Origin of the sequence: Paenibacillus ottowii, assembly GCF_006874425.1 — a bacterium.
Classification (GTDB): Bacteria; Bacillota; Bacilli; order Paenibacillales; family Paenibacillaceae; genus Paenibacillus; species Paenibacillus ottowii.
Map to the genome: position 1 here is coordinate 23,875 of NZ_VIJZ01000016.1, position 13,690 is coordinate 37,564.

Sequence of the window (13,690 nt, forward strand, 5' to 3'; positions counted from 1 at the left end):
GTTTTGATTGAGGGTTTTATTTTAAACGGTAGCAGAACATTATATGTACAACAACAAGTAGTAGTGGGACCAAATGCAGTTTTGACTAGTAATTTCTTTGCAGGTTTCAACGCATTTGAGTTTGTGTTTACCACAAGCGGACCAGCAGAGGATGAAACTCAAATTTCTGTTTGGGGTAAAGATGCATTGGGACAATTAGTACCTGCGCATCGGTTAGTATCTGATGAACTTTTAGGAACCGATCGAGGCGTCCAGGGACCTCAGGGTGTCCAAGGTGCTCAAGGTCCTCTAGGTCCACAAGGCGTTCAAGGCCCTCTAGGTGCTCAAGGTCCTCTAGGTCCACAAGGCGTTCAAGGCCCTCTAGGTGCTCAAGGTCCTCTAGGTCCACAAGGTGCTCAAGGCCCTCAAGGAGCCCAAGGCGATCAAGGACCACAAGGAGTCCAAGGCGACCAAGGACCACAAGGAGTCCAAGGAGTTCAAGGTGACCAAGGACCTCAAGGTGTTCAAGGTGATCAAGGACCACAAGGAGTCCAAGGCGACCAAGGACCACAAGGAGTTCAAGGCGACCAAGGATCTCAAGGTGTTCAAGGACCACAGGGAGTTCAAGGTGATCAAGGACCACAGGGAGTTCAAGGTGATCAAGGACCACAGGGTGTCCAAGGGGATCAAGGACCACAGGGAGTTCAGGGTGATCAAGGCCCTCAAGGCGACCAAGGACCTCAAGGCGTTCAAGGCGATCAAGGACCTCAGGGTGTTCAAGGACCACAAGGAGTTCAAGGTGACCAAGGACCGCAAGGTGTTCAAGGTGACCAAGGACCGCAAGGTGTTCAAGGTGATCAGGGACCACAAGGAGTCCAAGGCGACCAAGGACCGCAAGGTGTTCAAGGTGATCAGGGACCACAAGGAGTCCAAGGAGACCAAGGACCACAAGGAGTTCAAGGCGACCAAGGGCCTCAGGGCGCTCAAGGCGACCAAGGACCACAAGGAGTTCAAGGCGACCAAGGACCACAGGGTGTCCAAGGAGACCAAGGACCACAGGGTGTTCAAGGTGATCAAGGACCTCAAGGCGTCCAAGGCGATCAAGGACCTCAAGGCGTCCAAGGCGATCAAGGACCGCAAGGAGTTCAAGGCGACCAAGGACCTCAGGGTGTCCAAGGCGACCAAGGACCACAAGGAGTTCAAGGTGATCAAGGACCACAAGGAGTCCAAGGCGACCAAGGACCTCAGGGAGTCCAAGGCGATCAAGGACCTCAAGGCGTCCAAGGCGATCAAGGACCACAGGGAGTTCAGGGTGATCAAGGACCTCAAGGAGTCCAAGGCGATCAAGGACCTCAGGGAGTTCAGGGAGACCAAGGACCGCAAGGAGTTCAAGGTGATCAAGGACCTCAGGGAGTCCAAGGAGATCAAGGACCACAAGGAGTTCAAGGTGATCAGGGACCTCAAGGTGTTCAAGGTGTTCAAGGACCACAAGGAGTCCAAGGCGATCAAGGACCTCAAGGCGTTCAAGGTGATCAAGGACCTCAAGGCGTTCAAGGTGATCAAGGACCGCAAGGAGTTCAAGGTGATCAGGGACCACAAGGCGTCCAAGGCGATCAAGGACCTCAGGGAGTTCAGGGTGATCAAGGACCTCAAGGCGTCCAAGGCGATCAAGGACCGCAAGGAGTTCAAGGAGACCAAGGACCACAGGGCGTTCAAGGCGACCAAGGACCTCAGGGTGTTCAAGGAGACCAAGGACCGCAAGGAGTTCAAGGAGACCAAGGACCTCAGGGTGTTCAAGGAGACCAAGGACCGCAAGGAGTTCAAGGAGACCAAGGACCACAGGGAGTCCAAGGAGACCAAGGACCACAGGGCGTTCAAGGCGACCAAGGACCTCAGGGTGTTCAAGGAGACCAAGGACCACAGGGTGTCCAAGGCGACCAAGGACCACAGGGTGTTCAAGGTGATCAAGGACCTCAAGGAGTTCAGGGTGATCAAGGACCTCAGGGAGTTCAGGGAGACCAAGGACCGCAAGGTGTTCAAGGTGATCAAGGACCTCAAGGCGTCCAAGGCGATCAAGGACCTCAGGGAGTTCAGGGTGATCAAGGACCTCAAGGCGTCCAAGGTGATCAAGGACCTCAAGGCGTCCAAGGTGATCAGGGACCTCAAGGAGTCCAAGGTGATCAGGGACCTCAAGGAGTTCAAGGTGACCAAGGACCTCAAGGAGTCCAAGGAGACCAAGGACCACAGGGTGTCCAAGGTGATCAAGGACCTCAAGGAGTCCAAGGTGATCAAGGACCGCAAGGAGTCCAAGGTGATCAGGGACCTCAAGGAGTCCAAGGTGATCAAGGACCTCAAGGAGTTCAAGGTGATCAAGGACCTCAAGGAGCTCAAGGTGATCAAGGACCTCAGGGCGTTCAAGGAGACCAAGGACCACAGGGTATTCAAGGTGATCAAGGACCACAAGGAGTCCAAGGCGACCAAGGACCACAAGGAGTTCAAGGTGATCAGGGACCACAAGGAGTCCAAGGCGACCAAGGACCTCAGGGTGTTCAAGGAGACCAAGGACCACAAGGAGTTCAAGGCGACCAAGGACCTCAGGGTGTTCAAGGAGTTCAAGGACCTCAGGGAGTTCAAGGTGATCAAGGACCTCAGGGTGTCCAAGGCGACCAAGGACCTCAAGGCGTCCAAGGCGATCAAGGACCACAGGGTGTCCAAGGCGACCAAGGACCTCAAGGCGTCCAAGGCGATCAAGGACCTCAGGGAGTTCAGGGTGATCAAGGACCTCAAGGCGTCCAAGGCGATCAAGGACCTCAGGGAGTTCAAGGAGACCAAGGACCGCAAGGCGACCAAGGACCACAAGGAGTTCAAGGAGACCAAGGACCACAAGGAGTTCAAGGCGACCAAGGACCGCAAGGAGTTCAAGGTGATCAGGGACCTCAAGGCGTTCAAGGCGATCAAGGACCTCAGGGTGTTCAAGGTGATCAAGGACCACAGGGTGTTCAAGGAGACCAAGGACCGCAAGGCGACCAAGGACCACAAGGAGTTCAAGGTGACCAAGGACCGCAAGGAGTTCAAGGTGATCAAGGACCTCAGGGAGTCCAAGGCGACCAAGGACCGCAAGGAGTTCAAGGCGACCAAGGCGACCAAGGCCCTCAAGGCGTTCAAGGTGATCAGGGACCTCAAGGCGTTCAAGGCGATCAAGGACCACAGGGTGTTCAAGGTGATCAAGGACCACAAGGAGTCCAAGGCGATCAAGGACCACAGGGAGTTCAGGGTGATCAAGGCCCTCAGGGTGTTCAAGGAGACCAAGGACCGCAAGGAGTTCAAGGCGACCAAGGACCTCAGGGAGTTCAGGGAGACCAAGGACCGCAGGGAGTTCAAGGCGACCAAGGCCCTCAGGGAGTTCAGGGTGATCAAGGCCCTCAAGGCGTTCAGGGTGATCAAGGCCCTCAGGGTGTTCAAGGAGACCAAGGACCGCAAGGAGTTCAAGGCGACCAAGGACCTCAGGGTGTTCAAGGTGATCAAGGACCTCAGGGTGTTCAAGGTGATCAAGGACCTCAAGGAGTTCAGGGTGACCAGGGACCTCAGGGTGTTCAAGGTGATCAAGGACCTCAAGGAGTTCAGGGTGACCAGGGACCTCAGGGTGTTCAAGGTGATCAAGGACCGCAAGGCGTCCAAGGTGACCAGGGACCACAAGGAGTCCAAGGTGACCAAGGCCCTCAGGGACCTCAAGGCGAGCAAGGACCAGCTTAAGGTCAAGGTATATTTAGAGGACTCAAAAGTTATTTATAACTTTTGGGTTCTTTTTTTCTTAAGTTCATGTTTGCAGTTATGGTGTAACGAAAAAATACCTTTGTCGAAGCTTCATGGAAATTATTCCAAGAGACTTCGACAAAGGCATTGGGAAATAATTGTTGGCCAATATTCTATTCAGCCTTGTTGTAATTTAGGGCAACACAACCACTTTCTCTTTACAGGACGCAACAAATTTTGCATATTGAATACAAGTTTCCAATGAATCATTTGGCTCCATTGGCCACCATCGAATGGCTCCCCTGGGAGCTTTGGAGGCATAGGTTTCGATTTCTGATGGAATTCGACCTACAACCACAATTTCAATCTCCCTAAAGTTGTTTTCAATGCCCTTTTGGAGTGTCTTATTTAATTGTGTATGCTCTATTTCAGGGTAGGAATGGGGGATCGGGAACAATATTGAGAATTTTGAGGTATCTTCTTGAATAACGTGAGCAGATTTCCGGGCAGGATCGTTCGTAGAAGTCTCCCATATACGACGATATGGCAGTAGCTGGGGTAAATCGAGTTCTTTCAATCTCATTTGAATCCTTTGAAAATAGCATCTGTATAGTTCCCCTACAAGAACCTGAATCTGCTTATTTCTGAGGAATGTAGTGTTATTTCCATGTTCGTTACGATACTGGATATATATTAAATCAGGGACGTTCACTATTTTAGTACAAAGAAATGTCCGAACCAGCATATCGTAATCATCTGCTACCAGCAGTTCATTGCGATGGCCTCCGATCAGATGATAACAGTCCCTCGTCCACGCACGTGGATGATTGGGTAAACCGACCAGATGACGAATGGTTTTGCCATTAATGGTCGTATGCTTTTGTGCATTTTGCCATCTGTTCATTTCATGCAACCAGACTCGATAATGAACACTGTAACCAAAGCCACAATCCCAGCCGTACCAATGCGCATGATTGCTCCCTGCATACACCTCAGCACAATCTCCATAAACAAAGCCACAGTCAGGGTTTTGTTGAAATGCTTTGACGATTTTCTCTAGGCAGTCAGGAGTTAGCTCATCATCATGATCGACTTCTACTAAAATTTCCCCTGTACAGAGACCTGCTGCAAACCTTTTGATAGCCCCTATATAACCATTGCGGGAATCTTGGCGATATCTCCGCACACGGTGATCCTCTAAAGGGAGCAAATACTCCTGGTATGTCTCATCTTCATCCCCGGAATCATCCACGATTACCCATTCCCAGTTCTTGTAAGTCTGCTTCAACAAAGATTGGTAAGGTCGTTGAATTTTTTCTTTTGATCTGTAACTGGCAGTAAACACGGATATTAAAGGTGTGTTTGAAGAGAAATGTGTTGGAGGAATCATTTTATTCTCCGGAAGAGGATCTGTTGCCTTAAGCCAGCAGAAAAATAAATGCATAGGTTGAATTCCGTCTGGTGATTGGAAGTGCAACCAGCGTTTTTTTTCGTGGCGAGGTAACGCCTTTAGTGCTGAAAATTCTCCCCACTCTCCTCCAAGCGAGACGTAAACCCGAGGCTTTTGGAGGCTATTGTCTATAAGTGGTTGATCAGCCTCATACAAGTTTATTGTAATGTGATTTTTTTCTAATCTATCTATCAATTCTTTTACATGATCCTTTAAAACCTTCTTCGATACAAATAAATGAGCTGTCAATAGCGGAGTGAAATTCAATGACATAATCATTCCCCTTTACCAGTTTCGAACATCAACGAGAGGGATGTGCCGATCAGACGTAAGTTATTGTTTTTACTGAAACATTCATTTTCCCGGCATCATTCTATTTCCCAGCAATATATATGTATGTGTATGTGCATGTGTTCGGGGATGTGAGGAAAATGCCAGCCCATATAAACATAGCGAATTAAATCGTTTGAAACCTCCGTTAGACACCTAAGCATAAAAGAAAGGTGGAGTAAGCGTGCAATGCCCATTAGTAAGTGTAGTTATACCTGCATATAATCGGCCGTATACGCTAAAAATCGCCATCGACAGTGTATTGGAACAAACTTATCCGAACATCGAGATCATTATCTGCGATGACAGTACAACGAATGAAGTACAAGAAATGCTTGATTCTTATTTAGATTCTTTTCCCCAAATTAAATATTATAAAAATGATAAAAATCTTTTTCTCGGAAATTGGCATAAATGTTTTGATTTAGCGTCAGGTGAATATATCAATTACTTGATGGATGACGACATGTTTCACAAAGAAAAAATAGCAAAGATGATTTATTTTTTTGAAAATTTTGAAAACATCACACTGGTTACCTCGTATCGGCAAACCATGGATGAATCAGGGGCTATTCTCCCACCGCTCTGTGCAACGGAAAGGTTGTACGAGGAAACAAGGATAATGGACGGAAGAATGTTGGCAAACGTTGCATTAACTCGTTGTTTAAATGTGATTGGTGAACCTACGACAGTGTTATTTAAAAAAGCAGATCTTATCGAACGGTTTGGAGTATATAAAGGAAAACAGTATTCTCTTCTTAATGATTTAGCTTCTTGGTTGAACTTACTATCAAAGGGAAAAGCAGTGTATATTACTGAAGCGCTGAGCTATTTCCGAATACATCCCAATCAAAATAATCAGACGCTTGGTCAAAGTGCGTTCACGGAATGGTTAGATATTATAATTGCCTCAAGAGAGGATGGATTTCTTGATACTAACGATTTGTTTAAAGCTGCACTTCATTCTTATCAGGAACGTATAAGAGGTCGTCCACCATTTGTTGCAGATATCAAGCGAATTGAAATGATATTAAAAACATTAGAAACCTAGCTTGCTCATCCCATATGCAAAGGAGGCTGGCTGATGTTCGACATTCCCTTCTTACGACCTAATTTAGTAAAAAAGGAACGATTTATTGCTAATTTTGAGAAAATAGAAGAGACGCGGATTTACTCCAATTATGGTCCCTTAAATAATCTGTTTGAAGAGCGGGTAATTGCACAAATGTTTGATGGAATCGGTTCAGCTGTGACCGTTCATAACGCTACAATCGGCTTGATTTTGGCGATCGCTCAAAGCAAGCGACCACAGGGCAAATATGCTGTTATGCCAAGTTTTACTTTTGCTGCCACTCCACTTGCCGCTGAGTGGTGCGGGCTAGAACCCTACTTCCTTGATATTGAGCCGGAAAATTGGCAAATGAATAGGGAGCAGTTAGAGCAGACAGTCAAGCTGCTGGGAGATGAGATTGCGGTAATCGTTCCTTATGCCACTTTCGGTACAGCCCTTGATTTATCCGTGTACAATAAGCTGCAGGAGCAAGGAATTCCGGTAGTCATTGATGCTGCTGCCAGTTTTGGAACGATAACTTCCGAGGAAGCCACCCATTTTGGCAAAGGCTTTGGAGGAGCCGTAGTATTCAGCTTTCATGCCACCAAATCATTTGGTATTGGAGAGGGTGGATTGGTATACAGTTTGGACCGAGATGTTATTAGGCGAATTCGTCAAGCGGGAAATTTTGGTTTCTCCAGCAGCAGGGAATCTGTCATCCAAGGTCTTAACAGTAAGATATCCGAGTATACCGCCGCTATCGCTTTAGCCACACTCGATCATTTCAAGACTGTACGGGAGAATAGAAGGACGATCTACGAATATTATCTTCAAGAACTGATCCAAGCAGACTTATTAGAACGAGGATGGTCCGTACAAAAAACGCAAGGATCGGTTGTTCATCAATTTGTCCCTATTCTTAGTCCGGATTCACACACGAATCAAGAGGTTGTTAAGTTATTAGCCTCTAATTCAATAGAAGCTAGAACCTATTTTTCTCCGGCGTGCCATCAGCAGAAGCAGTTCCAAAGCTATACGCGGTCTACTCTTCATGTTACCGAACATATTGCCAAACATATTGTCAGCCTGCCCTTGTGGGAGGAACTGGACGAGATTATTATTCGAAAAATTGTGAACGTTCTAAGAAACCTGGGAAAAGAGAAAGCCAGATGAGGGAACTCGTTATTTGGGGATCGGGCGGACATGCGAGGGAAATCAACTGGTTATGTGAAGAGCTAGGAGTTCGAGTGATAGGTTTCTTAGACGAACGGCCTGAGACAAAAGGGCAGAGTGTAGATGGTGTTCCTGTACTGGGGACGTTGACCGACATTAAAGCGTTAAAATATGAGGTAGAGCTGATATGTGCGGGGGTGGGTGATCCAGCGTTAAAGAAGCGATTCGCTTATCATACAATTCAATCGGGATTTCGTATCGCGGCCCCGCTAATACATCCACGTGTTCGATTGTCTCGAAGAAACACCATTGGAGAGGGAAGTATGATCTTTGAAGGAGCTGTCCTGTCGGACAATATTAAGATCGGACAGCACGTAATTATCAATCGGAGTGTTAACGTGAGTCATGATGCGGTTATTGGCGATTATGTAACCATAGCCCCCGGTGTAAATTTGGCAGGCAATGTAACCATAGATGAGGGAGCCTATATCGGCATTGGCGCCTCGGTGCGGGAGAAATGCCACATCGGCTGTTGTTCTATGATCGGTGGAGGTGCTTTTGTGAAAGAGGATATACCCAGCTTTAGCATGGCTGCAGGTATACCAGCCGTCGTTAAAAAACGACTTGATATGCCTTAAGCCTCCTTCTTTTGAAACAGAGCATATTCAAATTCGTAGCAATCTGCTTGGCAATGAAGTGATTTACCTGCCAAAAGGCTGTACCGGAAAAGGTTTTTATGACCTGACCTGGTACGGCCTTATTATATTTTAAGCTGGATGAATATACTCGTTTTACAGGTTAGTAAAAATTAAAATTTATTTTTGATTATTTTTGTATTGCATATTTTCAAATTCAAACAAAAGTGTTATAGTCTCCATAAACAAAAATAAACACTATAATAAAGTGATTCAAAACTAAAACAGAACTTGGAGGTCTTTTTCCTATGGTACAAAGTCTGTGGAATTCTTCACAAGCATCTGAGCCAAAAAGCACGCTGGAGCAGCTCGTCTACCATTCTAATCTCATCGGTACGGATAGAAGCGTGTGCAACTGGGGAGGCGGCAACACTTCGGCTAAAACGACGATACAAGATTTTCGCGGGCGTGAAGTTGAAGTGATGTACGTTAAGGGGAGCGGTTCCGATCTTGCAACCATGAAAGCGCATAACTTCACCGGGCTTCGTATGGAGGATATTCGTCCATTGTTTGAACGGGAAGATATGTCTGACGAGGATATGGTCGCATATTTGGCGAACTGTATGATAGATGCCAAGCATCCGCGTGCTTCCATTGAGACATTGCTACACGCATTTTTGCCTTTTAATCATGTCGATCATACACATCCGGACGCGATTATCAGCTTATGCTGTTCGCATAACGGCCAGGAAATCGCTAAGGAAATTTTCGGTGACCGTTTTGTATGGGTACCTTATATCCGTCCCGGTTTTAAGCTATCGAAAATGATAGCCCAAGGGGTTCTTGATCATCCACAAGCTGAGTTGGTATTGATGGAAAAGCATGGCTTGGTTACTTGGGGAGACACATCCGAAGCGGCTTATGCCAAAACGATCGAAATCATTCAAGAAGCAGAAAGCTATATTAAAGCTCGTCAAGCGAAAAAGCAGGGATTTGGAGGCGCAAAGTATAAATCGCTTACTTCAAAAGGGCGCCGTAGTATTGTGTCCCAAGTCATGCCATCCATCCGGGGTGCAGTCAGTGATGAGAAAAAGATGATCCTCACCTTTGATGACGCAGAGGATGTGTTGGAATTTGTGAACGGCCGCGATTCTGCCGCTTTATCCCAGGTCGGAGCAGCGTGCCCGGATCATCTCGTTCATACCAAAATGAAACCGATTTATATAGATTGGACACCAGATTTGGAGGATGTAGAGGGGCTGAAAGTTAAGCTTGCCGAGGGTATAGCAGCCTATAAAGAGCAATACCAAGCTTATTTCGAGCGCAATCGACATGAAGGAGATGTGAGATTTGAAGCAGCACCGCGTGTAATCCTGATTCCGGGTATCGGTATGATCAACACAGGCAAAAGCTGGAGTAATGCACAGGTGAGCGGCGCTCTGTATCATCGGGCTATTGCTGTTATGCGAGGAGCAACGGCGTTAGGAGAGTTTGTTTCGCTTAGTGAAAATGAATCTTACAACGTGGAATATTGGCCGCTGGAGCTTTACAAGCTATCACTGGTACCAGCAGAAGCAGAATTTTCACGCAAAATTGCGTTCATTACAGGCGGTGCAGGAGGAATTGGTAGTGCAACCGCACGGCGTTTGGTGGATGAAGGTGCGCATGTCGTATTGGCAGACCTGAATCTGGAGGGCGCGCAAAAGGTAGCCGCAGACATCAATAGCAGTTACGGTAAAAACCGAGCGATTGCCGTGAAAATGGATGTGACGCAAGAGGAGCAGATCCAGGCGGCCTATGCCGAGACAGCGCTGACCTATGGTGGTGTAGATGTCATCGTTAACAATGCAGGGCTTGCTACATCCAGTCCGTTCGATGAAACATCATTAAAGGAATGGAATTTAAATGTAAACGTGTTGGGAACAGGTTATTTTTTGGTCGCGCGTGAAGCATTCAAGCTGATGAAGGAACAGACACTTGGCGGCAGCATGGTGTTCGTTGGTTCCAAAAACTCAGTCTACGCAGGTAAAAATGTAACGGCTTACAGCTCGGTCAAGGCGCTGGAAGCGCATCTGGCTCGTTGTATTGCCGCAGAAGGCGGCGAATACGGCATCCGCGTGAACACGATTTTGCCGGATGCGATTTTGCAAGGCTCGGCAATCTGGAACTCCAATTGGCGCAATGAGCGAGCCGCTGCCTACGGCATCGAGCCAGATCAGCTGGAGGAACATTACCGCAAGCGAACGACGCTGCTGGTCAACATTTACCCGCAGGATATTGCTGAGGGCATTGCCTTTTTCGCCTCATCCAAGGCGGAGAAAACGACAGGCTGTATGTTGACCATCGACGGCGGCGTCTCAGCAGCCTTTACACGCTAGCCAAATTGAAATGAACCTAACATTTTAAAATAAAAGTGACTTTATGGGTAGTCACCAGCGGAGCGGGCGGAATTGTTTTGAAGAAGCGGAGCGTTCGCCTTTGCAACGGGATTTTAACCTTATTATGTGTTGCAAAATGAAAAATCCCGTTGCAACAGCGATCGGAAGAGCAATCCGCACGCGAAGCGGCCTCCCATAACTCACTTCATTTTCCAAGGAGGAACCACGATGAGTGACAAAGCGTACGCCTTATTCGAGGAACAACAGCAGCAACGAGGCATTGACCTGAAGCAAGTAAAGTCAAGACTGAAAGCGCTTAATATAGAAACACCTTCCTGGGGATATGGAGACTCAGGTACACGGTTCAAGGTCTTCCAGAAAACGGGCGTGCCGCGCGATCCGTACGAAAAGCTGGAGGATGCCGCACAGGTTCATGCCGTGACAGGTTTATGCCCATCTGTTGCTATTCACATCCCATGGGATAAAGTAGACGATTACGGCAAGCTTCGCAGTCATGCTGAAATTCTCGGTCTAAAAATAGGGGCAATCAATCCCAATCTGTTTCAAGACGAGGACTATATGCTCGGTAGCGTTACCAATGTAGACCCGGCAATCCGTCGCAAGGCTATCAACCATTTGTTAGAATGCGTGGATATTGCCAAGGAAACGGACTCCAACGATTTTAGCTTATGGTTCGCAGACGGAACCAATTATCCCGGCCAGGGGGACATTCGCAAACGCAAAAATTGGATGCTGGAGGCGCTGCGTGAAATGTATAAGGCGCTTACGCCGGATATGCGCATGCTGATTGAATACAAGGCGTTTGAGCCAGCCTTTTACCATACGGATATTGCCGATTGGGGCATGGCGTACCATTACGCGACCAAGTTGGGGCCGCAAGCACAGGTGCTGGTGGATACTGGGCATCACCTGCCCGGAGCCAACGTAGAGCATATTGTTGCGTTTTTAATGGATGAGCAGCGACTGGGTGGCTTTCATTTTAACAGTTATAAATATGCGGATGATGATCTGATTGTGGGCTCTGCCAATCCGTATGAGCTGTTTTTAATCTTTTACCAGATTTTGAACGCAGCGCAGGATGTTGATGCAGATATCCGCCATGCTGTCGATAAAATCGCTTATTTGATCGATCAGTCGCACAATATCGAACCCAAAATTCCGGCCATGATTCGCTCGGTACTGAATGTGCAAACTCAATATGCGAAGGCACTCTTGATTAATCATGCAGAAGTGGAGGAAGCGGCGAGTCGTCAGGATGTGCTGGGTGCGGAGGATGCCGTACGCCAAGCGTTCGAGTTTGATGTGGCACCGTTGCTCAAAGCGATCCGCGAAGAGCAAGGATTACCTGCAGATCCCATGAAAGCCTACTTGGCTTCTGAGTATGGTGCGCAGATTTTGCAAAGAGGCAAGGGCGGTGCGAGCTGGTGAGCGTCCTTGCATATGATCTGGGGGCAAGTAGCGGTAGGGTTCTGCTCGGAAAATTAACCGATTCACGTATCGTGGTGGAGGAAATCCATCGCTTTTCCAATGATCCGGTCAAGGTCGGCGAACGCCTGCACTGGGACATACTGCGTCTTTATCACGAGGTGCAGCAGGGATTGCTCAAAGCCAAGCATATGGGAGTGAATCCGTCCAGCCTGGCGATCGATTCCTGGGCAGTTGATTTTGGACTGATTGGGGAAACTGGAGAATTGCTGGGCAACCCTTACCATTACCGGGATTGGCATACACATGGGGTGATGGAGAACGTACAGAAACGGCTGGGAAAAGAGTTTATTTTCCAGCGCACAGGCATTCAGTTTTTGACATTTAATACGATTTATCAGCTGGCCGCTATGCGGAAGATGAGTTCACCCTTGCTGGAGCAGGCAACGCATTTCTTAATGATCCCTGATTTGCTGCGATATTTTCTGACAGGTGAAATGTTTCATGAATTTTCGAATGCAACGAGCACGCAATTATATCATCCGCTGCAGCAAAAATGGGATGATGAGCTTTTGTCTGGAATCAACATTCCCCGTTCTTGGTTTGGAGAGGTACTGGAGCCGGGAAGTGTTGCAGGTACAATCCGTTCATCGGTGATGACGGATTTGGGTGTTGGAGCGATTCCTGTGATTGCAGTAGCAGAGCATGACACAGGATCAGCGGTAGCTGCGGTGCCTGCGCTGGAACGGTCCTTTGCGTACTTGAGCTGCGGAACATGGTCCCTGATGGGAACGGAGACCGCACAGCCTGTAATCAATGATGATACGCTTCGATTTAATTTTACAAATGAAGGCGGCGTGGGTCGGACCTACAGGCTGCTAAAAAATATCATGGGACTGTGGATTCTACAGGAGGCGCGCAGAGAGTGGGAGCGGCAGGGATACTCCTATTCCTTTCCTGAATTGGTTCGGTTGGCAGAACAGGCACCGGCGTTCACTTGTTTGATTGACCCGGATGATGAACTGTTTCTGCATGCCGGGGATATGAAAACACGTATCCGCCAATACTGCCGCAATACCGGGCAGCCATTGCCGGATACGCCGGGAGAGATTACGCGCTGCATTCTTGAAAGTCTGGCGTTAAAGTATTGTTATATTTTGGAGCTTACCGAACGGGTGTCAGGACAGCGTTTTAATGGTTTGCATATGGTCGGTGGGGGAATTCAGAACCACTTGCTGTGCCAATGGACGGCCAATTCGATTCAAAAACCGGTGTGGGCGGGACCCGCAGAAGCGAGCGCAATTGGCAATCTTGCGGTACAATGGATGACACAGAGAAAGTTCTCCGATATATGGGAAGCACGCGGGGTCATTGCAGATTCTATTGTCGTAGAGGAATATGAACCTGCCGAGTCAGAAGCGTGGGAGGATGCCTATGGGCGGTTCCGGCGGGTGACAGGACTTTTTGTACATTAAAGAGGTGGAGTGAGATTGCC

At 48.0% G+C, this 13,690-nt stretch carries 8 protein-coding genes; 7 read left to right on the forward strand and 1 reads right to left on the reverse strand.

Annotated features, from left to right (window positions below):
* The first annotated feature begins 391 nt into the window (after positions 1 to 391).
* Positions 392 to 3,997: a hypothetical protein gene (locus FKV70_RS26795; protein WP_244310839.1), complete on the forward strand. Its 3,606-nt coding sequence runs from the start codon at positions 392 to 394 to the stop codon at positions 3,995 to 3,997.
* Here FKV70_RS26795 and FKV70_RS24145 read toward each other — a convergent pair.
* Positions 3,926 to 5,455: a glycosyltransferase gene (locus tag FKV70_RS24145; protein WP_142614810.1), complete on the reverse strand. Its 1,530-nt coding sequence runs from the start codon at positions 5,453 to 5,455 to the stop codon at positions 3,926 to 3,928. The two genes, FKV70_RS26795 and FKV70_RS24145, sit on opposite strands and share 72 nt — an antisense overlap.
* A 241-nt stretch (positions 5,456 to 5,696) precedes the next feature.
* Between FKV70_RS24145 and FKV70_RS24150 the strand changes: the two genes are divergently transcribed.
* From FKV70_RS24150 to FKV70_RS24175, 6 genes are all read left to right on the forward strand, one after another.
* Complete coding sequence (locus FKV70_RS24150; protein ID WP_142614811.1) at positions 5,697 to 6,563, forward strand: glycosyltransferase family 2 protein; 867 nt, start codon at positions 5,697 to 5,699, stop codon at positions 6,561 to 6,563.
* A gap of 33 nt (positions 6,564 to 6,596) precedes the next feature.
* Entirely contained in the window at positions 6,597 to 7,736 is a 1,140-nt protein-coding gene (locus FKV70_RS24155; RefSeq protein ID WP_142614812.1) for a DegT/DnrJ/EryC1/StrS family aminotransferase, read from the forward strand.
* Entirely contained in the window at positions 7,733 to 8,374 is a 642-nt protein-coding gene (locus tag FKV70_RS24160) for an acetyltransferase (protein WP_142614813.1), read from the forward strand. Before FKV70_RS24155 ends, FKV70_RS24160 begins: the two co-directional genes overlap by 4 nt.
* 305 nt (positions 8,375 to 8,679) lie before the next feature.
* Positions 8,680 to 10,749: a bifunctional aldolase/short-chain dehydrogenase gene (locus FKV70_RS24165; RefSeq protein ID WP_142614814.1), complete on the forward strand. Its 2,070-nt coding sequence runs from the start codon at positions 8,680 to 8,682 to the stop codon at positions 10,747 to 10,749.
* A gap of 228 nt (positions 10,750 to 10,977) precedes the next feature.
* Complete coding sequence (gene rhaI / locus FKV70_RS24170; protein ID WP_142614815.1) at positions 10,978 to 12,198, forward strand: L-rhamnose isomerase; 1,221 nt, start codon at positions 10,978 to 10,980, stop codon at positions 12,196 to 12,198.
* The gene (locus FKV70_RS24175) at positions 12,195 to 13,670 is read left to right on the forward strand and encodes a rhamnulokinase (RefSeq protein ID WP_142614816.1); all 1,476 of its coding nucleotides are present in this window, start codon (positions 12,195 to 12,197) and stop codon (positions 13,668 to 13,670) included. The genes rhaI and FKV70_RS24175 overlap by 4 nt, the downstream gene beginning before the upstream one ends.
* Positions 13,671 to 13,690 lie beyond the last annotated feature (20 nt).